Source organism: Pseudomonas sp. CMR5c (assembly GCF_003850545.1).
In the GTDB taxonomy this organism is placed as follows: domain Bacteria; phylum Pseudomonadota; class Gammaproteobacteria; order Pseudomonadales; family Pseudomonadaceae; genus Aquipseudomonas; species Aquipseudomonas piscis.
On sequence record NZ_CP027705.1, the window covers coordinates 6,391,323 to 6,416,056 of the forward strand.

At 64.6% G+C, this 24,734-nt stretch carries 28 protein-coding genes; 16 read left to right on the forward strand and 12 right to left on the reverse strand.

Translation table 11 applies throughout. From position 1 onward, the window contains the following. The first annotated feature begins 16 nt into the window (after window positions 1-16). From C4K40_RS29540 to C4K40_RS29560, 5 genes are read left to right on the forward strand one after another with little or no spacing between them, the layout of a single operon-like run. A complete protein-coding gene (locus C4K40_RS29540; protein ID WP_031320665.1) occupies window positions 17-451 on the forward strand; it encodes a DUF4426 domain-containing protein in 435 nt (144 codons plus the stop codon). Then, on the forward strand, window positions 448-1,044 hold the full coding sequence (gene rdgB, locus C4K40_RS29545) for an RdgB/HAM1 family non-canonical purine NTP pyrophosphatase (protein ID WP_053133944.1): 597 nt from the start codon (window positions 448-450) through the stop codon (window positions 1,042-1,044). Before C4K40_RS29540 ends, rdgB begins: the two co-directional genes overlap by 4 nt. Next, window positions 1,041-2,243 carry a radical SAM family heme chaperone HemW gene (hemW, locus tag C4K40_RS29550; RefSeq protein ID WP_053133941.1) on the forward strand — a complete coding sequence of 401 codons (1,203 nt, stop codon included), beginning with the start codon at window positions 1,041-1,043 and terminating at the stop codon, window positions 2,241-2,243. The genes rdgB and hemW overlap by 4 nt, the downstream gene beginning before the upstream one ends. A 9-nt stretch (window positions 2,244-2,252) precedes the next feature. After that, on the forward strand, window positions 2,253-2,576 hold the full coding sequence (locus tag C4K40_RS29555) for a DUF3392 domain-containing protein (RefSeq protein WP_022641629.1): 324 nt from the start codon (window positions 2,253-2,255) through the stop codon (window positions 2,574-2,576). Between the two features lie 29 nt (window positions 2,577-2,605). After that, on the forward strand, window positions 2,606-3,154 hold the full coding sequence (locus C4K40_RS29560; RefSeq protein ID WP_053133938.1) for an RNA 2'-phosphotransferase: 549 nt from the start codon (window positions 2,606-2,608) through the stop codon (window positions 3,152-3,154). Between the two features lie 54 nt (window positions 3,155-3,208). On the opposite strand, the gene trmB is transcribed toward C4K40_RS29560, so the two are convergent. From trmB to C4K40_RS29580, 4 genes are all read right to left on the reverse strand, one after another. Continuing rightward, window positions 3,209-3,934 carry a tRNA (guanosine(46)-N7)-methyltransferase TrmB gene (gene trmB / locus C4K40_RS29565; protein WP_053133935.1) on the reverse strand — a complete coding sequence of 242 codons (726 nt, stop codon included), beginning with the start codon at window positions 3,932-3,934 and terminating at the stop codon, window positions 3,209-3,211. A gap of 9 nt (window positions 3,935-3,943) precedes the next feature. Next, the gene (locus C4K40_RS29570; protein WP_022641632.1) at window positions 3,944-4,738 is read right to left on the reverse strand and encodes a thiazole synthase; all 795 of its coding nucleotides are present in this window, start codon (window positions 4,736-4,738) and stop codon (window positions 3,944-3,946) included. A 168-nt stretch (window positions 4,739-4,906) separates the two neighbouring features. After that, window positions 4,907-5,107, reverse strand: a complete 201-nt coding sequence (gene thiS / locus C4K40_RS29575) for a sulfur carrier protein ThiS (RefSeq protein WP_083456935.1) — start codon at window positions 5,105-5,107, stop codon at window positions 4,907-4,909. A gap of 72 nt (window positions 5,108-5,179) precedes the next feature. After that, window positions 5,180-5,560, reverse strand: coding sequence for a DUF423 domain-containing protein (locus C4K40_RS29580; RefSeq protein ID WP_022641634.1), 381 nt, complete (start codon window positions 5,558-5,560; stop codon window positions 5,180-5,182). A gap of 74 nt (window positions 5,561-5,634) precedes the next feature. On the opposite strand from C4K40_RS29580, the gene mtgA reads away from it, so the two are divergent. Continuing rightward, window positions 5,635-6,357 (forward strand): monofunctional biosynthetic peptidoglycan transglycosylase, encoded by a 723-nt coding sequence (gene mtgA / locus C4K40_RS29585; RefSeq protein ID WP_022641635.1) that lies wholly within the window; start codon window positions 5,635-5,637, stop codon window positions 6,355-6,357. A gap of 67 nt (window positions 6,358-6,424) precedes the next feature. Here mtgA and rpoH read toward each other — a convergent pair whose 3' ends face one another. The 4 genes from rpoH to ftsY form a co-directional block, all read right to left on the reverse strand. Then, complete coding sequence (rpoH, locus tag C4K40_RS29590; RefSeq protein ID WP_031320666.1) at window positions 6,425-7,279, reverse strand: RNA polymerase sigma factor RpoH; 855 nt, start codon at window positions 7,277-7,279, stop codon at window positions 6,425-6,427. A gap of 113 nt (window positions 7,280-7,392) precedes the next feature. Next, a complete protein-coding gene (ftsX, locus tag C4K40_RS29595; protein WP_053133934.1) occupies window positions 7,393-8,415 on the reverse strand; it encodes a permease-like cell division protein FtsX in 1,023 nt (340 codons plus the stop codon). After that, complete coding sequence (gene ftsE, locus C4K40_RS29600) at window positions 8,412-9,083, reverse strand: cell division ATP-binding protein FtsE (protein ID WP_022641638.1); 672 nt, start codon at window positions 9,081-9,083, stop codon at window positions 8,412-8,414. The genes ftsX and ftsE overlap by 4 nt, the downstream gene beginning before the upstream one ends. Further along, window positions 9,080-10,660: a signal recognition particle-docking protein FtsY gene (gene ftsY, locus C4K40_RS29605; protein ID WP_124421374.1), complete on the reverse strand. Its 1,581-nt coding sequence runs from the start codon at window positions 10,658-10,660 to the stop codon at window positions 9,080-9,082. Before ftsY ends, ftsE begins: the two co-directional genes overlap by 4 nt. A 428-nt stretch (window positions 10,661-11,088) precedes the next feature. Here ftsY and C4K40_RS29610 point away from each other — a divergent pair, with 428 nt between their 5' ends. The 5 genes from C4K40_RS29610 (at window position 11,089) to C4K40_RS29630 (ending at window position 16,438) form a co-directional block, all read left to right on the forward strand. Further along, on the forward strand, window positions 11,089-12,444 hold the full coding sequence (locus C4K40_RS29610) for a pitrilysin family protein (RefSeq protein WP_022641640.1): 1,356 nt from the start codon (window positions 11,089-11,091) through the stop codon (window positions 12,442-12,444). Further along, on the forward strand, window positions 12,437-13,927 hold the full coding sequence (locus C4K40_RS29615; protein WP_022641641.1) for a pitrilysin family protein: 1,491 nt from the start codon (window positions 12,437-12,439) through the stop codon (window positions 13,925-13,927). The genes C4K40_RS29610 and C4K40_RS29615 overlap by 8 nt, the downstream gene beginning before the upstream one ends. Then, window positions 13,927-14,547, forward strand: a complete 621-nt coding sequence (gene rsmD / locus C4K40_RS29620; protein WP_053133928.1) for a 16S rRNA (guanine(966)-N(2))-methyltransferase RsmD — start codon at window positions 13,927-13,929, stop codon at window positions 14,545-14,547. The genes C4K40_RS29615 and rsmD overlap by 1 nt, the downstream gene beginning before the upstream one ends. Before the next feature lie 63 nt (window positions 14,548-14,610). Continuing rightward, window positions 14,611-15,612, forward strand: coding sequence for a hydrolase (locus C4K40_RS29625; protein ID WP_053133925.1), 1,002 nt, complete (start codon window positions 14,611-14,613; stop codon window positions 15,610-15,612). Continuing rightward, window positions 15,605-16,438: an AraC family transcriptional regulator gene (locus C4K40_RS29630; protein WP_053133922.1), complete on the forward strand. Its 834-nt coding sequence runs from the start codon at window positions 15,605-15,607 to the stop codon at window positions 16,436-16,438. Before C4K40_RS29625 ends, C4K40_RS29630 begins: the two co-directional genes overlap by 8 nt. 63 nt (window positions 16,439-16,501) lie before the next feature. Here C4K40_RS29630 and C4K40_RS29635 read toward each other — a convergent pair whose 3' ends face one another. Further along, complete coding sequence (locus tag C4K40_RS29635) at window positions 16,502-17,356, reverse strand: sulfurtransferase (protein ID WP_053133920.1); 855 nt, start codon at window positions 17,354-17,356, stop codon at window positions 16,502-16,504. A 36-nt stretch (window positions 17,357-17,392) separates the two neighbouring features. Further along, window positions 17,393-18,064, reverse strand: coding sequence for a TetR/AcrR family transcriptional regulator (locus tag C4K40_RS29640; RefSeq protein WP_022641646.1), 672 nt, complete (start codon window positions 18,062-18,064; stop codon window positions 17,393-17,395). Between the two features lie 145 nt (window positions 18,065-18,209). Here C4K40_RS29640 and C4K40_RS29645 point away from each other — a divergent pair, with 145 nt between their 5' ends. The 5 genes from C4K40_RS29645 (at window position 18,210) to C4K40_RS29665 (ending at window position 22,935) form a co-directional block, all read left to right on the forward strand. Next, complete coding sequence (locus C4K40_RS29645) at window positions 18,210-19,640, forward strand: coniferyl aldehyde dehydrogenase (protein WP_022641647.1); 1,431 nt, start codon at window positions 18,210-18,212, stop codon at window positions 19,638-19,640. Between the two features lie 80 nt (window positions 19,641-19,720). Next, window positions 19,721-20,266, forward strand: coding sequence for a hypothetical protein (locus C4K40_RS29650; protein WP_053133918.1), 546 nt, complete (start codon window positions 19,721-19,723; stop codon window positions 20,264-20,266). 90 nt (window positions 20,267-20,356) lie between these two features. Next, a complete protein-coding gene (locus C4K40_RS29655) occupies window positions 20,357-21,952 on the forward strand; it encodes a GMC family oxidoreductase (protein ID WP_053133915.1) in 1,596 nt (531 codons plus the stop codon). A 115-nt stretch (window positions 21,953-22,067) separates the two neighbouring features. Continuing rightward, window positions 22,068-22,547, forward strand: coding sequence for a pantetheine-phosphate adenylyltransferase (gene coaD / locus C4K40_RS29660; protein WP_022641651.1), 480 nt, complete (start codon window positions 22,068-22,070; stop codon window positions 22,545-22,547). Window positions 22,548-22,683: 136 nt separating this feature from the next. Then, the gene (locus C4K40_RS29665; protein WP_016963552.1) at window positions 22,684-22,935 is read left to right on the forward strand and encodes a YfhL family 4Fe-4S dicluster ferredoxin; all 252 of its coding nucleotides are present in this window, start codon (window positions 22,684-22,686) and stop codon (window positions 22,933-22,935) included. An 81-nt stretch (window positions 22,936-23,016) separates the two neighbouring features. On the opposite strand, the gene mutM is transcribed toward C4K40_RS29665, so the two are convergent. Next, window positions 23,017-23,829 carry a bifunctional DNA-formamidopyrimidine glycosylase/DNA-(apurinic or apyrimidinic site) lyase gene (mutM, locus tag C4K40_RS29670; RefSeq protein ID WP_022641652.1) on the reverse strand — a complete coding sequence of 271 codons (813 nt, stop codon included), beginning with the start codon at window positions 23,827-23,829 and terminating at the stop codon, window positions 23,017-23,019. Further along, on the reverse strand, window positions 23,829-24,695 hold the full coding sequence (locus tag C4K40_RS29675; protein ID WP_022641653.1) for an HDOD domain-containing protein: 867 nt from the start codon (window positions 24,693-24,695) through the stop codon (window positions 23,829-23,831). Before C4K40_RS29675 ends, mutM begins: the two co-directional genes overlap by 1 nt. Window positions 24,696-24,734: the final 39 nt, after the last annotated feature.

Consider the following 24,734-nt stretch of genomic DNA (forward strand, 5'->3'; position numbering starts at 1 on the left):
ATCGAGGAGAAAGATCATGGGACGTCTGGTCACTTTTCTATTGTCTGCCTGCCTGAGCCTCTCGGCCCTCGCGGCGGACCCGATCAAGGGCGAGCGCCAGGAAGTGTTCGGCGACATCACCGTGCACTACAACACCTTCAACTCCACCTACTTGCAACCTGACATCGCCAGGGCCGCAGAGCTGGTTCGCAGCAAAAACCAGGGGGTGATCAACGTTTCGCTGATCAAGGATGGCAAGCCATTGGTCGGCCAGGTCAGCGGCACGGTCAAGGACCTGACCAGCAAGAGCATTCCCCTGAAGTTCCGCCAGATCACCGAACAGGGCGCGATCTACTACATCGCCCAGTTCCCGGTGGAACAACAGGAAAACCGCACCTTCACCATCAGCGTGCAAGCTGGTGGCGATACCAACAGCTTCAGCTTCAACCAAGAGCTATTCCCGGGCGAATGATGAACCTCACGCAACTCGTACTGGCCAGCCACAACGCCGGCAAACTCAAAGAACTCCAGGCCATGCTCGGCGCCTCGGTGCAACTGCGCTCGATCGGCGAATTCAGCAGCATCGAGCCCGAGGAAACCGGACTCTCGTTCGTCGAGAACGCCATCCTCAAGGCCCGCAACGCCGCGCGCATCTCCGGTCTGCCGGCCCTGGCGGACGATTCCGGCCTGGCGGTGGACTTCCTCGGCGGTGCCCCGGGCATCTATTCGGCGCGCTACGCCGATGGCCAGGGCGACGCGGCCAACAACGCCAAGCTGCTGGAAGCCCTCAAGGACGTACCCGAGGACCAGCGCGGTGCGCAGTTCGTCTGCGTCCTGGCCCTGGTACGCCACGCCGACGACCCGCTGCCGATCCTCTGCGAAGGCCTGTGGCACGGGCGCATCCTCACCGCCGCCAGCGGCGCACACGGCTTCGGCTACGACCCGCTGTTCTGGGTGCCGGAGCGCAATTGCTCCAGCGCCGAACTGGACCCGGTGGAAAAAAACCAGCTCAGCCACCGCGCCCGCGCCATGGCCATCCTGCGGCAACGCCTGGGCCTGCAATGAACCGTGATCCCGCCGCGTCGCCGCTGATCCTTGGCGGCGCGCAAGCGCCCCGGCCGGCCCTGCCCCAATTGCCGCCCCTGGCGCTGTACATCCACATCCCGTGGTGTGTACGCAAATGCCCCTATTGCGACTTCAACTCCCACGCCGCCAGCCCGACGCTGCCGGAAGAGGAGTACGTGGACGCCCTGCTGGCCGACCTCGACCAGGACCTGCCTGCCGCCCATGGCCGGGAACTGAGCTCGATCTTCTTCGGCGGCGGCACCCCGAGCCTGTTCAGCGCCCAGGCCCTGGGCCGGCTGCTTGCCGGGGTACAGCAACGCATCCCGTTCGCCAGCGATATCGAGATCACCCTGGAAGCCAACCCCGGGACCTTCGAGCAGGAGAAGTTCACCGCCTACCGCGCCCTGGGGATCAACCGCCTGTCCATCGGCATCCAGAGCTTCCAGGAGCAGAAGCTCGAAGCCCTGGGTCGTATCCACAGCGGTGCCGAAGCCGTGCGTGCCGCCGACATGGCGCGCCAGGCCGGGTTCGACAACTTCAACCTGGACCTGATGCACGGTCTGCCGGACCAGTCCCTGGAAGATGCCCTGGGCGACCTGCGCCAAGCCATCGCCATGAAGCCGACCCACCTGTCCTGGTACCAGCTGACCCTGGAGCCCAACACGGTGTTCTGGAGCCAGCCGCCGACCCTGCCGGAAGACGACATCCTGTGGGACATCCAGGAAGCCGGCCAGGCACTGCTGGCCGAGCATGGCTACGCCCAGTACGAGGTCTCGGCCTATGCCCAGCCCGGCCGTGCGGCGCGACACAACCTGAACTACTGGAGCTTCGGCGACTTCATCGGCATCGGCGCCGGGGCCCACGGCAAGCTCAGTCACCCGGACGGGCGCATCCTGCGTACCTGGAAAACCCGCCTGCCCAAGGACTACCTGAACCCGGCCAAGCCGTTCAAGGCCGGCGAAAAGAGCCTGGACAACGATGAGCTGCCGTTCGAGTTCCTGATGAACGCCCTGCGCCTCACCGATGGCGTGGATGCGGCGCTGTTCGCCCAGCGCACCGGCCTGGAGCTGGCCAGCCTCGCCGAAGGCCGGCGCCAGGCCGAACAAAGCGGCTTGTTGCAGGTCGAACCGTCACGCCTGGCGGCCACGCCCCGTGGGCAACTGTTCCTCAACGACCTGCTGCAATACTTTCTGATCTAAGGAAATCACATGGATCTGGTACTCGACCTGCTTGCCACCGTGTCCCGCTGGAGCCGCAGCAACCTCTCGGAAATCTCCCTGGCGCTGGTGGGCTGCCTGCTGGTGCTGTTCGGCGCCGACATCAAGGGTTGGGTCGAGGCGCGCCTGGGCGGCCTCGCCGGCGCTCTGCGGGTACCATTGATGGCCCTGCTGTGCATGATCGGCAGCGGCCTGGCGCTGATCTATGCCACGCCGTGGATCGTCCGCGGCCTGAGCCAGTTCAACAACTACAGCCTGGCGCCCGTGCTGCTGGTGGTGCTGGTGCTGATCGGCGTGGTCGCCGATCGCCGCTGATGCGGATCCCCGACTGAACAAGGATGCATATGAGCAAGGGCCTCATGGAGACCACCAGCAAGTTCCTCAGCTATGTGCTGCGCCATGAGCCCCAGGCCATCGGCCTGGAGCTGGACAGTGAAGGCTGGGGCGAGATCGACGCGCTGATCGCCGGCGCGGCCAGCGAGGGCCGGCCACTGACTCGGGAACTGATCGAGCAGGTAGTCCGCGACAACGACAAAAAACGCTTCACCCTGTCGGCCGACGGCCAGCGCATTCGCGCCGCCCAGGGCCACTCCAGCAAGGCCGTGCAGCTGCAACTGGAAGAACGCCAACCGCCCGCGGTGCTCTATCACGGCACTGCCACGCGCTTCATGGATTCAATCAACCGGAAGGGCCTGATTCCGGGCTCGCGCCATCACGTGCACCTGTCCCAGGACCCTGATACTGCCCGTTCGGTGGGCCAGCGCTACGGCCAGGTGGTGCTGCTGCAGATCGATACCCAGGCCATGCAGGCCCGGGGCTGCAAGTTCTACCAGGCGGAGAATGGCGTGTGGCTGACCGACCAGGTGCCGGCCAGCTGCATCACCGAGGTTTAGCGACCGGGCCATTGCAGGGCCCGGCAAGAGCCACTCGGGAAGAGGGGCGGCAGGTCAGTCGAGCTTCTCGAACTTCAGGTCCCAGACGCCATGGCCCAGGCGTTCGCCGCGGCGCTCGAACTTGGTGATCGGACGCTCGGCCGGACGCGGCACGCACTTGCCGTCCTCGGCCAGGTTGCGGTAGCCCGGGGCGACGTTCATCACTTCCAGCATGTACTCGGCATAGGGCTCCCAGTCGGTGGCCATGTGCAGGATACCGCCGACCTTGAGCTTGCTGCGCACCAGCTCGGCGAAGGACGCCTGGACGATACGACGCTTGTGGTGCCGGCTCTTGTGCCAGGGATCGGGGAAGAACAGCATCAGGCGATCGAGGCTGTTATCGGCCACACAGCGGTTGAGCACTTCGATGGCGTCGCAGTCGTAGACCCGCAGGTTGGTCAGCCCCTGGGTCAGCACGCCATTGAGCAGCGCGCCGACGCCCGGACGGTGGACCTCCACGCCGATGAAATCCTGCTCCGGGGCTGCCGCGGCCATCTCCAGCAGCGAGTGGCCCATGCCGAAGCCGATTTCCAGGGAGCGCGGCGCCGAACGGCCGAACACCTGGTCGTAATCCACCGGGGCATCGGCCAGGGGCAGCACATACAGCGGGGCGCCCTGATCCAGGCCGCGTTGCTGGCCTTCGGTCATGCGTCCGGCGCGCATCACGAAGCTCTTGATACGGCGGTGCTGGCGTTCGTCGCCAGTTTCCGGCTGGATTGGCGTGTCGTTTGATTCAGTCATCAATGGCTCTTACTTGATCAGACCATCCAGCGGCGAGGATGCGCTGGCATAGAGTTTCTTCGGCATGCGACCGGCGAGGTACGCCAGGCGGCCCGCAACAATCGCGTGTTTCATGGCTTCGGCCATCAGTACCGGCTGCTGTGCATGGGCAATGGCCGAGTTCATCAGCACCGCCTCGCAACCCAGCTCCATGGCGATGGTGGCATCGGAAGCGGTGCCGACACCGGCATCCACCAGTACCGGAACCTTGGCTTCTTCGAGGATGATCTGCAGGTTGTAGGGGTTGCAGATTCCCAGCCCGGTGCCGATCAGGCCAGCCAGGGGCATGACCGCGATGCAGCCCATTTCCGCCAACTGGCGAGCGATGATCGGGTCGTCGCTGGTGTAGACCATCACGTCGAAACCTTCCTTGACCAGCACTTCGGCGGCCTTGAGGGTTTCCAGTACGTTGGGGAACAGGGTCTTCTGGTCGGCCAGGACTTCCAGCTTCACCAGGTTGTGGCCATCGAGCAGCTCGCGGGCCAGGCGGCAGGTACGCACGGCCTCCACCGCGTCATAGCAACCGGCGGTGTTGGGCAAGATGGTGTAGCGGTCCGGCGGCAGGACATCCAGCAGGTTCGGTTCGCCCGGATTCTGGCCGATGTTGGTCCGGCGCACGGCGACGGTCACGATCTCGGCTCCGGAGGCCTCGATGGCCAGGCGGGTTTCTTCCAGGTCGCGGTACTTGCCGGTACCTACCAGCAAACGCGACTGGTACGTCCGACCGGCCAGGACGAAAGGCTTGTCACTACGAACGTTGCTCATCGGAAATCCTCTGTTGGGGTGAGGTTCTTGCAGAATTCTTTGGTAGACCGAACGCTACGGGCAGGTAGCGCGCAGGAAAGGCAGAACAGGCGCCAATGCAAGGCCAGCCGACTGGCTGGGCATTGTGGGCGGCTTCAGCGCGGCGCCGCCTGGCGCGGCAGTTGCTGGCTAGCCGCCGCCGATGGCGTGGACCACTTCCACCTGGTCACCCTCGTTGAGGGACGTTTCAGCGTGCTGGCTGCGCGGAACGATATCCATGTTGAGCTCTACCGCGATCCGCCGCCCGGTCAGGTCCAGGCGCGTCAGCAGGGCCGCGACGGTCGAGCCATCGGGCAATTCAAAGGATTCACCGTTCAACTGAATGCGCATGCTCGAGGCCGCCATCACTTTTTAGGGGCCAGCATTCTAGCCCGATCATGACCTAAAGGTCAGCTACAAGCGTCAGGCCGCCGCCTGCAGGCGCCAGGCGGCAAGCCCCAGCAGCAACCAGCCGGCAAGGAAGGCTACGCCGCCAAGCGGAGTGATGATGCCCAGCTTGCCGATACCGGTCAGGGTCAGCAGGTACAGGCTGCCGGAAAACAACAGGATGCCCAGGGTGAAGGCCGCTCCCGCCCACGTCACCAGGCGCCCCGGCACCTGGGTGGCCAGCAGCGCCACACCGAACAAGGCCAGGCAGTGCACCAGCTGGTAAGTGACTCCCGTGTGAAAAATGGCCAGGTACTCGGCGCTGAGGCGATTCTTCAGGCCGTGGGCGGCGAAAGCACCCAGGCCCACCCCGGTGAAACCGAAGAAAGCAGCCAGCATCAGGAAGCCACGCAACATGGGGAACTCCAGTCAGATTCCGCGCAAAGGGTCTGTATAATGGCGCGCTCAAACGGTTCGGCCAAGCCATCTCTATGCTGCGTTATCTGTTTCGTCGTCTGGTAAAAGCCTTGAAGTGGTTCGTCGTCGGCAGTATCGCGCTGGTGCTGCTGTTGCGTTTCATACCGCCACCAGGCACGGCCTTGATGGTGGAGCGCAAGATCGAATCCTGGGTCGACGGCGACCCCATTGACCTGCAGCGCAGCTGGAAACCCTGGGACGAGATCTCCGATAACCTCAAAGTCGCGGTGATCGCCAGCGAAGACCAGAAATTCCCCGAGCACTGGGGTTTCGACTTCGACGCCATCCAGGCAGCCCTGGCCTACAACGAACGCGGCGGCAAGATCCGCGGCGCCAGCACCTTGAGCCAGCAAGTGTCGAAGAATCTGTTCTTGTGGTCCGGCCGCAGTTACTTGCGCAAGGGCCTGGAAGCCTGGTTCACCGCCCTGATCGAGGTGCTCTGGCCGAAGCAGCGGATTCTCGAGATCTATCTCAACAGTGCGGAGTGGGATGAAGGCGTGTTCGGCGCCGAAGCCGCCGCACGCCATCACTTCGGCGTCAGCGCCGCCAATCTCAGTCGCCAGCAAGCCAGCCTGCTGGCGGCGGTCCTGCCCAACCCCCGGGTCTGGAGCGCAGCTCGCCCCAGTACCTACGTGCTCCAGCGTGCCGGTTGGATCCGGCGGCAGATGAGCCAACTGGGCGGGGCCGACTACCTCAATCGCCTGGACGAATCACGCCGGGCGCCCTGGGCCGAGTAAAACATCAAGGCACAAACAAAAACGCCCCGATCATCTCGGGGCGTTTGGCTTGTGGCCTGGCTGGCGCTTAGGCGGCAATGGACAGCTTCAGCTTGTTCATTGCGCTCTTTTCCAGCTGGCGGATCCGCTCGGCGGAAACGTTGTACTTCTGCGCCAGGTCATGCAGCGTTGCCTTCTCTTCAGCCAGCCAGCGCTGATAGAGGATGTCGCGGCTACGCTCGTCCAGCACTTGCAACGCTTCATGCAGGTTGCTGGTGGAGTTGTCGCTCCAGTCAGCGTCTTCCAGCTGCAACGCCGGATCGTAGCGGTGATCTTCCAGGTAGTTGGCCGGCGACTGGAAAGCGCTGTCGTCATCGGCTTCGGCAGCCGGATCGAAGGCCATGTCCTGGCCGGTCAGGCGGCTTTCCATCTCCCGCACTTCACGCGGCTCCACGCCAAGGCTTTCCGCCACGCGATGGACTTCCTCGTTGTTCAGCCAGGCCAGGCGTTTCTTCTGGCTGCGCAGGTTGAAGAACAGCTTGCGCTGGGCCTTGGTGGTCGCGACCTTGACGATCCGCCAGTTGCGCAGGATGAACTCGTGGATTTCCGCCTTGATCCAGTGCACGGCAAAGGACACCAGACGCACGCCCATCTCGGGATTGAAGCGCTTCACGGCTTTCATCAGGCCAACGTTGCCTTCCTGGATCAGGTCGGCCTGGGCCAGCCCGTAGCCGGAATAGCTGCGGGCGATATGTACGACAAAACGCAGGTGGGCAAGCACCATCTGCCGAGCTGCCTCAAGATCCTGCTCATAGTAGAGACTCTCGGCCAGTTCACGCTCCTGCTCCGGCGTCAGCAATGGAATGCTGTTCACCGTGTGCACATAGGCCTCCAGGTTTGCGCCTGGAACCAATGCGTAAGCAGGTTGCAAAGAAGTGGTCATACGAAAAAACCTCCGACTCACATAACTCGTGCAGTTCAGCACTGCGAAAATTGACCGGAAACCGCTAAACAAGTTCCCATGAACGCTGAAAGGTCAATACAAGCAAAAAGACACTACTTCGGTGCCAGCTCCCTCAGGTGGCGGGCCACCGCAATCCACGCACCGATATAACCCAACAGCACCGCCCCTAGCAAGAGCGACAGACCGTCGGCGACAGGTACCCCCGCCAGGGCGAAATCGCTGCCGTAGAGGCCTGCCAGGCCCACTACCGCATCGTTCAACCAGTCCAGGCCGAAGGCCAGGACACCCCAGGACAAGATCCCCGCACCGAAGCCATACAGCGCGCCCATGTATAGGAAAGGACGTCGCACATAGCTGTCTGTGCCGCCGACGAGTTTAATCACTTCGATCTCCGTGCGGCGGTTTTCAATATGAAGACGAATGGTATTGCCTATCACCAAAAGTAATGCGGAAACCAGCAGCACCGTCAGGCCGAAGACAAAACGATCGCCAAGCTTGAGGATCGCCGCCAATCGCTCGACCCAGACCAGGTCCAGCTGGGCCAATTGCACCTTGGGCATTTCCGCCAGGCGCTGGCGCAGGGCCTCCAGGGTGGTCTTGTCCACTTCCTGCGGCGTGACCAGGACCACGCCCGGCAGCGGGTTATGCGGCAGCTCGCGCAAGGCTTCGCCCAGCCCGGACTGCTGCTGGAACTCTTCCAGGGCTTTTTCCTTGCTGATGAATTCGGCATCCGCCACGCCCGGCAGGCCCTTGATCTGCTCGCTGAGGCTCTCGCCCTCGCTGGCCGATGCCCCCAGATCCAGGTACAGCGAGATCTGCGCTGCCCGCTGCCAGGAGCCGCCCAGGCGCTCGATGTTGTTGAGCAGCAGCGACAGGCCCATGGGCAGGCTCAAGGCCACGGCCATCACCAGGCAGGTGAAGAAGCTGCCGATCGGCTGCTTGCCCAGGCGCCGCAGGCTGTCCAGCAGGCTGGCGCGATGGCTTTCGATCCAGGCGTGCAGCAAGGTACCGAAGTCGGGACCATCGTCTTCGTCACGTTTTTTCTTCGGCGGCGGTGCCTCGGAGGCCTTGGGCGCCACGCGCTCCGCCACTTTAGGGGTACGGGTGGCACTCATACGCCGGCCTCCCCATCGCCGATCAGGCGGCCACGTTGCAGGGTCAGCATGCGATGGCGCATGCGGGCAATCAGGGCCAGGTCGTGGCTGGCGATCAGCACGCTGGTGCCCAGACGGTTGATATCTTCGAATACGCCCATGATTTCCGCCGCAAGACGCGGGTCGAGGTTACCGGTGGGCTCATCCGCCAGCAGCAAGGCCGGACGGTGGACGATGGCGCGAGCGATGCCGACCCGTTGCTGCTGGCCGGTGGACAGGTCGCCGGGGTAGAGCTCGGCCTTGTCCGACAGGGCCACGCGTTCCAGGGCCGAGTCTACGCGCTTGGCGATCTCGGCCTTGGACAGGCCGAGGATCTGCAGCGGCAGGGCCACGTTGTTGAAGACCGTGCGATCGAACAGCAGCTGGTGGTTCTGGAACACCACGCCGATCTGCCGGCGCAGGAACGGGATCTGCGCATTGCTGATCTGCCCCAGGTCCTGGCCGGCCAGCAGCAGCTTGCCCGAAGTCGGGCGCTCCATGGCCAGCAACAGGCGCAGCAGGGTGCTTTTGCCGGCGCCGGAATGGCCGGTGACGAACAGGAATTCGCCGCGCCGGACGCGAAAGCTCAGCTCATGCAGGCCAACGTGACCATTGGGATAGCGCTTACCGACCTGTTCGAAACGAATCATGAACGCTCCCGCTCGGCAAACAGTGCCTGGACAAAGGGTTCTGCTTCAAAGGTGCGCAAGTCGTCGATGCCTTCGCCGACGCCGATGTAACGGATCGGCAGGCCGAACTGCTTGGCCAGGGCGAAGATCACGCCGCCCTTGGCGGTGCCATCGAGCTTGGTCAGAGCCAGGCCGGTCAGCTCCACGGTCTGGTTGAACTGCTTGGCCTGGTTGATGGCGTTCTGGCCGGTACCGGCGTCCAGCACCAGCAGCACCTCATGGGGCGCGTCGGCATCCAGCTTGCCGATAACCCGACGAACCTTCTTCAGTTCTTCCATCAGGTTGTCCTTGGTGTGCAGGCGCCCCGCCGTGTCGGCGATCAGCACGTCGATGCCGCGGGCCTTGGCGGCCTGCACGGCGTCGAAGATCACCGAGGCCGAGTCGGCCCCGGTGTGCTGGGCGATCACCGGGATCTTGTTGCGCTCGCCCCAGACCTGCAGTTGCTCCACCGCCGCGGCGCGGAAGGTGTCGCCAGCGGCCAGCATGACCTTCTTGCCTTCCAGTTGGAGTTTCTTGGCCAGCTTGCCGATGGTGGTGGTCTTGCCGGCGCCGTTGACGCCGACCACCAGGATCACGAATGGCTTGTTCTGCGCCACGATTTTCAGCGGCTGCTCCACCGGCTTGAGCATGCCGGCCAGCTCGGCTTGCAGCGAGGCGTACAGCGCGTCGGAGTCGGTGAGCTGCTTGCGCGCCACCTTCTGGGTCAAGTTCTGGATGATCACCGAAGTGGCCTCGACCCCGACGTCGGCGGTCAGCAGGCGGGTCTCCAGGTCCTCGAGCAGTTCGTCGTCGATGGCTTTCTTGCCCAGGAACAGGCTGGCCATGCCCTCGCCGATGCTGGCGCTGGTCTTGGACAGGCCTTGCTTGAGGCGGGCGAAGAAACCGACCTTGCTCTCCTCGCCGGAACGAACCGGCTCGACCGCCGGCTCCGGTTCGACGGCCGCTACCGGCTCCGCGACAGGAGCAGGAGCAGGAGCAGGAGCAGGAGCAGGAGCAGGAGCAGGAGCAGGAGCAGGAGCAGGAGCAGGAGCAGGAGCAGGAGCAGGAGCAGGAGCAGGAGCAACAGGCTCGGGGGCGACGAACACCGGGGCAACAGGCGCCTCTTCAGCCACAGCAGCGACTACCGGGGCCTCGGCCACTGGCTCAGGTGCCGGAGCCACGGCCGGAATCGCCGGCGTCACATGCTCGGCCTGGACGTCCTCCACCAGCGCCACGGGCTCCTCGGCCACCGGCAAGGTCAGCCAGGGTTTGTGCTCTGGGTTCGGCGTCAGGGGCAGATCGGGGGCGACCGGCGCGGACGAATGGGGCTGGGCCTGGGGTTGCGCCAGCGGTTCGGCGAGCGGCGCGGCCATAGGCTCGACCGGGGCGACACTCGGCGCCGGCTCGATGACTGGAGCCGCTACCGGCTCGGCCGGCACTGGTGGCACTGGTGGCTGCTGGACGACGGGTTCCTGCGGCTTCTTGCGCAGCCACCCGAACAGGCCTTTCTTCTCGCCAGCCGCGGCTGGAGTCTTTTTGTCGTCGTTGGAACCAAACATGGAGACGGCTATCTCAAGGTAGCGATGCGCCAGCAGGCGCCTCGGTAAATAAATATTCGATGCAGAACAGACTATGTTTCATCCAGCTTGTTCACGCGCAACATGTTGTCGAAATGCCCGGAAGCATCTCAAGGATCGATTTTACTAAAGGACTGGAGCGGCAAAATCGGCGAAACGTCGAATTTTAGCTGATAAATCAAGGATTATTGCCGGTAACTCATACAACCCGATCAAGTTATTGCTGACCCGCGAGAACCTGATAGGCGTGGCCGCCAGTAAAACGGATCAGTATCCTAGGGCGTGTCACCCCTCATTACCAGTACCGCGTGGCCACCCGCAAGGCCCGGCCTGGCAATGAATGGCGACACGCCCCAACCTCTCGCCCGCAGGCCCATACCCAGCGGGCAGCCCAACAGGTTTAAAAACGAATGAATGCCCTAGCCCGCCGCGCCGCAGGCCTGCTGCTCAGCACAGTTTGTCTGCCTCTTGCAGCCCTGGCTGCCGATCCGCAACCCACCCACGAATTCACCCTCGACAACGGCCTGAAGGTCGTGGTCCGCGAAGACCATCGCGCCCCGGTGGTGGTCTCCCAGGTCTGGTACAAGGTCGGCTCCAGCTACGAAACCCCGGGCCAGACCGGCCTGTCCCACGCCCTGGAACACATGATGTTCAAGGGCAGCGAGAAGGTCGGCCCCGGCGAAGCCTCGTTGATCCTGCGGGACCTGGGCGCCGAGGAGAACGCCTTCACCAGCGACGACTTCACCGCCTACTACCAGGTTCTGGCCCGTGACCGCCTGGGCGTGGCCCTGGAGCTGGAGGCCGATCGCATGGCCAGCCTGCGCCTGCCGGCCGACGAGTTCAGCCGCGAGATCGAGGTGATCAAGGAAGAGCGCCGCCTGCGCACCGACGACAAGCCCATGTCCAAGGCCTACGAGCGCTTCAAGGCCATGGCCTACCCTGCCAGCGGCTACCACACACCGACCATCGGCTGGATGGCCGACCTGAACCGGATGAAGGTCGAGGAACTGCGTCACTGGTACCAGTCCTGGTATGTGCCCAACAACGCCACCCTGGTAGTGGTCGGCGACGTCACCCCGGACGAGGTCAAGGCCCTGGCCCAGCGCTACTTCGGCGCGATTCCCAAGCGTGACGTACCGCCAGCGAAGATCCCCATGGAACTGGCCGAGCCAGGCGAGCGCCTGATCACCCTGCACGTGAAGACCCAACTGCCAAGCCTGATGCTGGCCTTCAACGTGCCAAGCATCGCCACCGCCGAAGACAAGCGCGCGGTCAACGCCCTGCGCCTGGCCTCAGCCTTGCTGGACGGCGGCTACAGCGCGCGCATCCCGACTCAGCTGGAGCGCGGCGAAGAGCTGCTGTCCGGCGGTTCCTCCAATTACGACGCCTACACCCGCGGCGACAGTCTGTTCATGCTGTCGGCCACCCCCAACAGCCAGAAGAAGAAAACCATCGCCCAGGCCGAAGCCGGGTTGTGGCGTCTGCTGGACCAGTTGAAGACCACCCCGCCTTCCGCCGAGGAACTGGAGCGCGTGCGCGCCCAAGTGATCGCCGGCCTGGTCTACGAACGCGACTCGATCACCAGCCAGGCCACCGCCATCGGTCAGCTGGAAACCGTCGGTCTGTCGTGGAAGCTGATGGACACCGAGCTTGCCGAGCTGCAAAGCGTGACCCCGGAAGATATCCAGAAGGCTGCACGCACCTATTTCACCCGGGAACGTATGAGCGTGGCCCACGTACTGCCTGAGGAATCCGCTCATGACTAAGCGCAAGAATGCTTCGCCGATCCTGCTGGGCGCCGCGCTGGTGGCGCTGATCACCGCCGGCGGCCTGTACCTGTCGCGCTCCGGCGAAAGCAACGCCAGCCAGGCCCTGGACAACGCCAAGAGCAGCCAGAAGCTGCAGTCCCTGGCCGAACTGGACGGCAAGGCTCCCAGCCATCGCAATCTCAATGTGCAGACCTGGAACACCGCCGAAGGCGCCAAGGTATTGTTCGTCGAAGCCCGTGAATTGCCGATGTTCGACATGCGCCTGATCTTTTCCGCCGGCAGCAGCCAGGACGGCGACGCCCCGGGTCTGGCCCTGCTGACCAACGCCATGCTCAACGAAGGCGTGGCCGGCAAGGACGTCGGCGCCATCGCCCGTGGCTTCGAAGGCCTGGGCGCGGACTTCGGCAACGGTGCCTACAAGGACATGGCCGTGGCTTCGCTGCGCAGCCTGAGCGCCACCGACAAGCGTGAACCGGCCCTCAAGCTGTTCGCCGAGGTGGTGGGCAAGCCGACCTTCCCGGCCGACTCCCTGGCACGGATCAAGAACCAGATGCTCGCCGGCTTCGAGTACCAGAAGCAGAACCCCGGCAAGCTGGCCAGCCTGGAACTGATGAAGCGCCTGTACGGGGCCCACCCCTATGGCCACGCCAGCGACGGCAATGCCCAGAGCATTCCGGCCATCAGCCTGACCCAGCTCAAGGCCTTCCATGCCAAGGCCTACGCCGCCGGCAACGTGGTGATCGCGCTGGTCGGCGACCTCTCGCGCAGCGATGCCGAGGCGATTGCCACCCAGGTCTCCGCCGCCCTGCCCAAGGGCCCGGCCCTGGCCAAGATCGCCCAACCCAGCGAACCCAAGGCCAGCATCGGCCATATCGAGTTCCCTTCGACCCAGACCAACCTGCTGCTGGCGCAACTGGGGATCGACCGTGACGACCCGGACTACGCTGCGGTCTCCCTGGGCAACCAGATCCTTGGCGGCGGTGGTTTCGGTACCCGGCTGATGAGCGAAGTCCGCGAGAAGCGCGGCCTGACCTACGGCGTCTACTCCGGCTTCACCCCGATGCAGGTTCGTGGCCCGTTCATGATCAACCTGCAGACCCGCGCCGAGATGAGCGAAGGCACCCTCAAGCTGGTGCAAGACGTATTCGCCGACTACCTGAAGAACGGCCCGACCCAGAAAGAACTGGACGACGCCAAACGTGAACTGGCCGGCAGCTTCCCGCTATCTACCGCCAGCAACGCCGATATCGTCGGCCAGCTGGGCGCCATGGGCTTCTACAATCTGCCGTTGAGCTACCTGGAAGACTTCATGCGCCAATCCCAGGCGCTGACCGTGGAGCAGGTCAAGGCCGCCATGAACAAACACTTGAGCGTCGACAAGATGGTGATCGTCAGCGCCGGTCCGACCGTCGCCCAGAAGCCGTTGCCGCCCCCTACTGACAAACCCGCCGAGCAGCCGCTCGGGGTTCCGGAGCACTGATGGCCCGTCCAGCCCGTCCCACCAAGAAACCCGCCCACAACCCACACAACGGCGTGGGCCAGCTGCGCATCATTGGCGGCGAGTGGCGCAGCCGCAAGCTGAGCTTCCCCGACCTGCCGGGATTGCGCCCGACCCCGGACCGGGTGCGCGAGACCCTGTTCAACTGGCTCGCGCCCTACGTGCCCGGAGCCAAGGTGATCGACCTGTTCGCCGGCAGCGGCGCGGTATTCCTCGAGGCCCTGTCCCGTGGCGCCGCCAGTGGCCTGGCCCTGGACAACAGCAGCGTCGCGGTATCCAGCCTGCGCGAGCACCTGGGCACCCTGCGCTGCACCGTCGCTCAAGTGCAGACCGCCGACGCCCTGCGCTACCTGGAGACCCAGCCGGCGAACGCCTTCGACCTGGCGTTCCTCGACCCGCCATTCCACCAGGACCTGCTGCCCGCCGCCTGCGCCCTGCTGGAAGAGCGCGGCTGGCTGGCGGACGACGCCTGGATCTACACCGAAAGCGAGGCCGCCCCTTCCTCCCTGAGCCTGCCGATGCGCTGGCGCCTGCACCGTGAACAAAAATCCGGGCAGGTGTATTACTCCTTGTGGCAACGTATGGCAGACAACGCCGGCTAACGCCGGCCGGAACAAGGTGCGCGGCCCGGCCGGGCCGCGCACCGCTGCATCGAGATACTCCCCGTGCCCGACTCGCCAGATCGCTTCATCCCCGCCTTCGGCCTAGGCAATCCGCACCTGCAGACCCTGTGGGGCCCGCTGTGGCGTCCGGCCACCGCGCTACAGCACCAGCGCGAGCGCCTGTGGCTGGACGATGGCGACTTCCTCGACCTGGACTGGCACGGCCCCCATAGCGCCGAGGCACCGCTGGTGCTGGTGTTGCATGGCCTGACCGGCTCCTCCAGCTCGCACTATGTGGCCGGCCTGCAGCAAGCCCTGGCGGCCCAGGGCTGGGCCAGTGCCGCACTGAACTGGCGTGGCTGCTCCGGCGAGCCCAACCTGTTGCCACGCAGCTATCACTCCGGCGCCAGCGAAGACCTGGCCGCAGCCATCGCCCACCTGCGGGCCAAGCGCCCCCAGGCGCCGCTGTATGCGGTGGGTTACTCCCTGGGTGGCAACGTGCTGCTCAAGTACCTGGGGGAAACCGGTAGCGCCAGTTTCCTGCAAGGCGCCACCGCAGTGTCGGTGCCATTTCGCCTGGACCAGTGTGCCGATCGCATCGGCCAGGGGTTTTCGCGGATCTACCAGGCGCACTTCATGCGCGAGATGCTGGCCTACATCAAGGACAAGCAGCGCCAGTTCCAGCACGACGGCCGCCATGAAGGCCTGGCGACCCTGGCGCAGTTGGGCCCGCTGACGCGGATGCGCACCTTCTGGGACTTCGATGGCCGGGTCACCGCGCCGCTGCATGGCTTTGCCGATGCCCAGGACTATTACCGGCGTGCCTCCAGCCGCTATTTCCTCGGGGAAATCCGCACGCCGACCCTGATCATCCAGGCCGCCGACGACCCATTCGTGTTCCCCCACAGCCTGCCCGAAGCCAGCGAACTGTCGGCCAGCACCCGCTTCGAGCTGCAGGCCAAGGGCGGCCACGTGGGTTTCGTCGACGGCACCCTCAAGCAGCCCGGCTACTATCTGGAGCGCCGGATTCCCCAATGGCTGGCAGGCCTGGGTCGCCATGGATAAGTCGTCCCGGGAGTCGATCCGCTTCTGGCAGACCGCGCCCCTGACCGGGGTCGAGTTGCTGTCCGCGCGCTACATCGAGCACCGTTTCGTACCCCATGTGCATGACGGCTTCGTGATCGGCATGATCATGGCCGGCGCCCAGCGCTACCGCTATCGGGGCGCCGAACACCTGGCAGGCAGCGGCACCCTGGTGCTGATCAACCCCGATGAACTGCACACCGGGGCCAAGGGCACCGAGGACGGCTGGTTGTACCGGGCCTTCTACCCGGACAACCGGCAGGTACTGGGGCTGCTGGATGAACTGGAGCTACCCAGCGGCACCTTGCCGGCCTTCGGCGCGACGCTGTACCGCGACCCGGACCTGGTCAAGGGCTTCGTGCACCTGCATCACTTGCTGGAAAGCCCGGCCACCGCCCTGCAGCAACAGACCCTGTGGCGGGAAATGCTGCTCCTGCTGCTGCAACGCCATGCCAGGGTCAAGGCGCCCCGCGAACCGGGGCAGGAACATCGGGCCATAGTGCAAGCCAAGGAACTGCTGCGCACCCAGCTGGCTGAACCGCCATCGCTGGAAGAGCTGGCGGCGGCGGTGAACCTGTCGCCATTTCACTTTGCCCGGGTATTCCGCCGCGCTACCGGGATTCCGCCCCACACCTGGCTGATGCAGCAGCGCATCGCCAAGGCCCGGGCCCTGCTGCGCGACGGCTGCCTGCCGCTGGAGGTGGCGACCCAACTGGGGTTTGCCGACCAGAGCCATCTGAATCGGCAGTTCAAGCAGGTCTATGGCGTCGCCCCGGCGGCCTACCGCAGCGCCTTGCAGGCACCCTGAACCCGGCTTGGGCCCGGTTGAAGTGACGCGCGGCCCGGGGCTGCCAGGCCCGCAACGACGGGCTCAGTCGCCCTTGGCCACAGGCCGCCGGGAGTCGGTGATCCACTCGCTCCAGGAGCCGGCATACAAGCGGGCCAGCGGGTACCCGGCCAGGCACAGGGCGAACAGGTTGTGGCAGGCCGTCACCCCCGAACCGCAATAGGCCACCAGTTGCTCCGGCGAACGCCCGGCGAGTTTTTCGGCAAAGCGCTGCTTGAGCTGCTCCACCGGCAGGAAACGCCCATCACTGCCCAGGTTGTCGGTGAACGCCGCGCACTGCGCGCCGGGAATGTGCCCGGCCACCGGATCGATAGGCTCCACGTCGCCACGAAAACGCGGCAGGGCCCGGGCGTCCAGCAGGGTCAGGTCCGATTGGCCCAGGCGCTGTTGCAAGTGCGCCGCGTCCAGCAGCAGGTGCGAGTCCGGCTGGCCGCTGAAGTGACCTTGGACGGCAGGCGGCGGATCCAGGCTCAGGGGCAGACCCGCGGCGTGCCAGGCCTTGAGGCCGCCATCGAGGATGAACACCCCATCACGCTTGCCCAGCCAGGCCAGCAGCCACCAGGCGCGGGCGGCATAAGCGCCGGGGCCATCGTCATACAGCACGATCTCGCTGTCGTTATCGATCCCCCAGGCTTGCAGGCGCTCCACCAGCCGGGCCGGGTCCGGCAGCGGGTGCCGGCCGGTCGCGCCCTTGACCACAGGTCCGCTCAGGTCCCGGTTCAAGTCGGCGAAATGCGCCCCGGCCAGGTGCCCCTCGGCATAGCTGCGTTGCCCGTAGTCCGGGTCTTCCAGGGCAAAGCGACAATCCAGGATCACCAGGCCGGGCTGCTGTCTCTTCTGGTCCAGGGCTAGCGGGCTGATCAATTGCGCGAGGGGCATAGCGGGCTCCTGTGAATAAGTGTCGAAGGCTTGATCCTACTGCACTTCTTCCAAGGCTTGGGCCAGGGGCACGTAAAACTCTTCGAACAGTTTGTTGACCTCGCCCCGCGCCTGCTCGGTGACGAAACCGGCCTCCAGGACCAGCACCTGGTAGACACCACGCTTGATCGCTTCTTCACTCAGGTGGGTGGAGTTCTCGCGGGTGGTGCACAGGAACCGCACCCAGGAGGTGAGGATGATCCAGGCATTGAGGGTCAGGGATTCGATCTGCACCCTGTCCATGGCGATGATCCCGGCGTCGACGAAACGCCCGTAGATGGCCATGCCCTGGATCAGGCAGCGCTGGGAGAAGCGCCGGTAACGCGCCGCCAGGTCGGGATCGCTGTCCAGCAGGTGCTCCAGGTCGCGGTGCAGGAAGCGGTAGCGCCACATGGCCGCCAGCAGGGCCTGCAGGTAGTAGCGCTTGTCCTCCACGGTGGCGGCACGCCCGGGCGGTGGACGCAGGAAGCTGTCCACCAGGCTTTCGTATTCGGCGAAGAGCACGGCGATGATCGCCTGCTTGTTGGGGAAGTGGTAGTACAGGTTGCCCGGGGAGATCTCCATATGCGCCGCAATATGGTTGGTGCTGACGTTGCGTTCGCCCTGCTGGTTGAAGAGCTCGAGGCTGAACTGGACGATGCGCTCGCGGGTTTTTATACGTGGGGCCATGGATACGGGCTTTATTCGGAAGACTGGGGACATTTTACGACCTATCCCCCTGGGGATAAATCGACACCGGCACGGGAGGAGCAATTGACAATCTAGAGTATAAGCTCTAAAAAACTAGCCACCTCACAAAATTCGGAGCCCGATCATGTCCGCCGAGATCGCCTACCTTCAGGATTCCCTCCAGCAACAGGACGGGCTGCTCGAGCTGTTCGAAGCTCAGCGCCGGGCCTATGCCGCCCATCCGATGCCGCCAGCCGCCCAGCGCGACCAATGGCTCAAGGCCTTGCAGGACTTGCTCAACACCGAACGCCAGGCGCTGATCGACGCCATCAGCCAGGACTTCAGCAACCGCAGCGCCGATGAAACCCTGCTGGCGGAAATCATGCCCAGCCTGCATGGCATCCACTATGCCCGCAAGCACCTCAAGCGCTGGATGAAACCCTCCCGCCGCGCCGTCGGCATGGCCTTCCAGCCAGCCTCGGCCAAGGTGATCTACCAGCCCCTGGGCGTTGTGGGCATCATCGTGCCCTGGAACTACCCGCTGTTCCTGTGCATGGGACCGCTGACCGGCGCCCTGGCCGCCGGCAACCGGGTCATGCTCAAGCTCAGCGAGTCGACCCCCGCCACCGGCCTGCTGCTCAAGCAACTGCTGGCGCGGATCTTCCCCGAAGACCTGGTCTGCGTGGTCCTGGGCGAGGCGGAAGTGGGCATGGCCTTCTCCAAGCTGCGCTTCGATCACCTGTTGTTCACCGGCGCCACCAGCATCGGCAAGCATGTGATGCGCGCCGCGGCGGAGAACCTGACCCCGGTGACCCTGGAGCTGGGCGGCAAGTCCCCGGCCATCGTCTCCCATACCGTGCCACTCAAGGACGCCGCCGAGCGCATTGCCTTCGGCAAGACCATGAACGCCGGCCAGACCTGCGTCGCCCCGGACTACGTGCTGGTACCGGAGGACCGTGTGGAGGCCTTCGTCGACACTTATCGCCAGGTGGTGCGTGGGTTCTTCCCGACCCTGGTGGACAACCCCGACTACACCGCGATCATCAACCAGCGCCAGCTCTCGCGGCTCAACGGCTACCTGAGCGACGCCACCAGCAAAGGCGCGCAGTTGGTGCCGCTGTTCGACCAGGGGCAGGAACGCCGCCTGCCCCATAGCCTGCTGCTCAATGTCAACGACGACATGACGGTGATGCAGGACGAGATCTTCGGTCCGATCCTGCCCATCGTGCCCTACAAGACCCTGGACCAGGCCCTGGCCTATGTCACCGAGCGGCCACGGCCCCTGGCGCTGTACTACTTCGGCTACGACAAGGCCGAACAGCAGCGAGTCCTCACCGAGACCCACTCCGGCGGCGCCTGCATGAACGACACGTTGCTGCACGTGACCCAGGATGACCTGCCTTTCGGTGGCATCGGCCCTTCCGGCATGGGTCACTATCACGGCCACGAGGGCTTCCTGACCTTCAGCAAGGCCAAGGGGGTGTTCATCAAACAGCGCTTCAACGCCGCCCGCCTGATCTACCCACCCTACGGCAAGTCGATCCAGAAACTGATCCAGAAGCTGTTCATCCGCTAGGAGCCTTGAAACCGCAGCGATTGCCAGCGCAGTCGCTGCTCGAGATTTTTCAACCAGTCGATCGCAGGGTAATAACAACAATGACCCCTAGCCTGTCTGAAACACCCGCGCTGTCGCGGCGCGGCCTGCTGAAAATCGGCCTCTGCGCCAGTGCCTTCCTGGCCACCGCCGGCCTTGGCGCCAGCCTTAGCGGTTGCTCCGCCAGCACACCGGCCAACGGCTATGCCATTTTGCGCAGCAATGAATTGCCGTTTCTGAGGGCGTTGATCCCAGTGATGCTCGAAGGTGCCGTGGCAGTGGACAGGATGTCCGCTGCCGTCGACGGCGCCCTGGTAAACCTGGACAACGCCCTCAACCATTTATCTCCGGAGATGCTCAAGCTGACCCAGCAACTGTTCGACGTACTGGGCATGGCCGTGACCCGTGGACCACTGACGGGAATCTGGGGCAGTTGGGAGAACGCCAGCGCCGAGGACATCCGCAACTTCCTCAGTCGCTGGGAAAACAGCTACCTGTCGCTGCTGCGCATGGGCCACGCCTCGCTGCTGCAACTGGTGATGATGGCCTGGTATACCCGCCCAGAGTCCTGGGCCCACTGCGGCTACCCCGGGCCACCCAAGGTCTGACCCAGCCAGCCGTTGGCACTGACCGCGCCCGGGAGAGACGCGGCTACCGTGCCGTTGCGCCACGACATCGATAATAAGAGAGCACCCGATATGCCTGTACCTGATCTGTTTCGCGAAGGCCTGACTCGTGGCTGGAAAACCTACAACGGCTCGCAACTGGAGCAGGACCTGACCCTGGAGGCCGATGTCGCCATCGTCGGCAGTGGTGCCGGGGGCGGTACCACGGCCGAGATCCTCAGTGCCGCGGGCTACAAGGTGCTGCTGATCGAAGAAGGCCCGCTCAAGACCAGCGACGATTTCAAGATGCTCGAGGACCAGGCCTACACCAGCCTGTACCAGGAAGGTATCGGGCGCATGAGCAAGGACGGCGCCATCACCATCCTCCAGGGGCGCGCCGTGGGCGGCACCACCCTGATCAACTGGACCTCGAGCTTCCGCACCCCCGACCCGACCCTCGAGCACTGGGCCCGAGAGCATGGCGTGGTGGGTCACAGCTCGGCCGAAATGGCCCCCTGGTTCGAGAAGATGGAGCAGCGCCTGGGAGTCGCGCCCTGGGTCATGCCACCCAACGCCAACAACGACGTGATCCGCAAGGGCTGCGAAGCCCTGGGCTACAGCTGGCACGTGATCCCGCGCAACGTGCGTGGCTGCTGGAACCTGGGCTACTGCGGCCTGGGCTGCCCGACCAACGCTAAGCAGTCGATGCTGGTGACCACTATCCCGGCGACCCTGGAGAAAGGCGGCGAACTGCTGTACCTGGCCCAGGCCGACCGCCTGCAACTCGATGGCGACCGGGTCACCGGCCTGCAATGCCTGGCCATGGACGCTCGCTGCGTGGCACCCACCGGCCGCAAGATCATGGTCAAGGCCAAGCACTACGTACTGTCCGGCGGCGGCATCAACAGCCCGGCCCTGCTGCTGCGCTCCGATGCCCCGGACCCGCATTCGCGCCTGGGCAAGCGTACGTTCCTGCACCTGGTGAACTTCTCCGCCGGACAGTTCGACGAGGTGATCAACCCTTTCTACGGCGCTCCGCAATCGATCTATTCCGACCATTTCCAATGGCAGGACGGCACCACCGGCAAGATGGCCTACAAACTCGAGGTACCGCCGCTGCAACCCGCCCTGGCCAGCACCCTGCTGGGCGGTTTCGGCCCCCAGAGCGGCCTGACCATGGAGCAACTGCCCCATACCCACGCCATGCTGGCCCTGCTGCGGGACGGCTTTCATCCCGATAGCACCGGCGGCAACGTCGAACTGCGCGGCGACGGCAGCCCGGTGCTCGACTACCAGGTCTCGCCCTATGCCTGGGACGGCCTGCGCCGGGCCTTCCACAGCATGGCCGAGATCCAGTTCGCCGGCGGCGCCAAGGCGGTCAAGCCGCTGCACAGCGATGCACGGTTCGCCAAGACCCTGGCCGAGGTCCGCAGCCAGATCGACGGCCTGGAACTGGCCCTGTACCGTACCCGCCTGGGCAGCGCCCACGTGATGGGCGGCTGCGCCATGGGCCAGGACCCGAAGGTCGCCGTAGCCGACAGCCTTGGCCGCCACCACCAGTTGCGTAACCTGTCGATCCATGACGGCTCGCTGTTCCCCACCAGCATCGGCGCCAACCCGCAGCTGTCGGTGTACGGCTTGACCGCACAGCTGGCCACGGCCCTGGCCGAGCGCTTGAAAACCGCGTGATGAGGCTCGGTATCGATGATGTCCGCAGGGACTTGTACTCCAAAAGGCGACTTGGCCGACCGGAAAGGCTGCGATACCATCCGATTCCCCAACGGATTCCCGCCAGGACGACGCGATGAACCGAGTGCTGTACCCAGGAACCTTCGACCCGATTACCAAGGGCCACGGCGATCTGGTCGAACGCGCCTCGCGGCTGTTCGACCACGTGATCATCGCCGTCGCCGCCAGCCCCAAGAAAAACCCGCTCTTCCCCCTGGAACAGCGCGTGGAGCTGGCGCGAGAGGTGACCAAGCACCTGCCCAACGTTGAAGTCGTGGGCTTTTCGACGCTATTGGCGCATTTCGCCAAGGAGCAGAACGCCAATGTCTTCCTGCGCGGTCTGCGGGCCGTTTCGGATTTCGAATACGAATTCCAACTGGCCAACATGAACCGCCAACTGGCTCCGGACGTGGAAAGCCTGTTCCTCACCCCGTCCGAGCGCTATTCGTTCATTTCCTCGACGCTGGTCCGGGAAATCGCGGCCCTGGGGGGCGATATCACCAAGTTCGTCCATCCGGCGGTCGCCGAGGCCTTGACCCTGCGCTTCAAGAAATAAGCCATCTGGCCCCCGCCAAGGGGGCCAGCGCCCGGTGTCAGCCATCGCGCCCGCGTGCACTGCGGGCGTCAATACGGCACAATTGCGCGCATTCGTTTCTACATGCCCGGGCCCGCCGCCCAGGCCGGAGTACCCCATGTCCCTGATCATCACCGACGATTGCATCAACTGCGACGTCTGCGAACCCGAGTGCCCCAACGCGGCCATTTCCCAAGGCGAAGAGATCTACGTCATCGATCCGAACCTGTGCACCCAGTGCGTCGGCCACTACGACGAGCCGCAGTGCCAGCAGGTGTGCCCGGTGGATTGCATTCCCCTGGACGAGAACCGTCCGGAAACCGAAGAAGAGCTGATGGCCAAGTATCGCAAGATCACCGGCAAGGCCTGATCCGCCAGAAGCCCTGGCGGCCCCGGCGCTTGCCAGGGCGCGACAGGATGGATGCTGGCCGCGCCGCCAGTAACGCCGGGATCAGCTCTGGCAGCGTGGGCAGTAGACGCTGGCGCGTTGGCCCAGCTTGATTTCGCGCAATCCCGTGCCGCAGACCTTGCAGTGCTCCCCGCCTCGCCCGTAGACGAACAGTTCCTGCTGGAAGTAGCCGGGCTGGCCATCGCCGCCGATGAAGTCGCGCAAGGTGGTGCCACCCTGCAAGATGGCCGCCGCCAGAATCCGCTTGATCTCGATCGCCAGCCTCAAATAGCGCGCCCGGGAAATGCCCTTGGCCTCGCGACGTGGGTCGATGCCCGCGGCGAACAAGGCTTCTGTGGCGTAGATGTTGCCCACCCCCACCACCACCGCGTTGTCCATGATGAACGGCTTGACCGCCATGGAACGCCCGCGGGACATCTGGAACAGGCGCTCGCCGTCGAACAAATCGGTCAGTGGCTCAGGACCCAGCCGCGAAAGCAACTCATGGTTCAACGGGTCAAGGCTCCAGAGCATGGCGCCAAAGCGCCGTGGATCGGTGTAGCGCAGGGCCAGCCCCGACTCCAGTTCGATATCCACATGCTCATGCTTGGCCGCCGGCAGGCCGACTTCCACCAACCGCAGGTTGCCCGACATGCCCAAGTGGCTGATCAGGGTGCCGACTTCGGCATTGATCAGCAGGTACTTGGCCCGGCGGTCGACCTGGACGATCCGCTGCCCGGACAGGCGTATGTCCAGGTCCTCGGGGATCGGCCAGCGCAGGCGCCGGTCACGGACGATCACCCGGCTGACCTTCTGGCCTTCCAGGTGCGGCGCTATCCCGCGCCGAGTGGTTTCGACCTCGGGGAGTTCAGGCATCAGTGGGCGCCCAGTTCGCGCACGGTTTCCTTGAGGTTCTCGAAGTCGTAGTCCGACAGGCCGACATAATCGAGGACCAGGTGGCCGATGCTGTTCCATTCATGGTCTACGACCTGGTTGCCCAGTACCCGGTACGAGGAGCAGATGTGCTCGGCCATCTTCAGGATCGCCAGCAGGTTCTTCAGCTGGCTGTTACGCGAGGACTCGTCGCTGAAGATCGCCAGGGCGTTGTGATGGTTGGCGATGGCGATGGTCACGTGCTCCGGCAGGCGCCAGGACTTGGCCGTGTAGTAGCCGACCACCGCATGGTTGGTGTTGAAGACCCGGTTCTCGGTATCCACTACCCGCTGTTCGGGCCCGGCACTGCCATAGGCTTCTTCCAGCACGGTCATGTAGTCAGGAAAGCGCTTGAGCATCAGCGGCACGCCGCAGTCATGGAACAGGCCCAGCGCATAGGCCTCGTCCACGGCCTGGGCGCCGGTGCGCTTGGCCAGGGTCAGGCAGGTCATGGCCACGTCCTGGGCGGTGTCCCAGAAGCGGTTGAGAGTGACGATGGTCTCGTCGCTCATCTCGCCCTTGATCGACTGTGCGTTGATCAGGTTGATGATCGAGCGGCTGCCCAGGAGGTTCACCGCACGTTGGATCGAAGCGATCTTGTTGCTCAGCCCGTAATAGGGCGAGTTGACGATCTTCAGCAGCGCGCCAGACAGGCCAGGATCCTGGGAGATCAGCTTGGCGATCACCTCGAGGTCGGGATCGGGCATGTACTGCTCCATCTGCAGATCCACCATGATCTGCGGCTGGGGCGGAACACTGATGCCTTGCAGGGCCTGTTGAATCTGTTCGGCGGATAGCTCTTGGGACATAAGTACACACTCTGGGTCAGGCGGCGATTCTACCCCCTA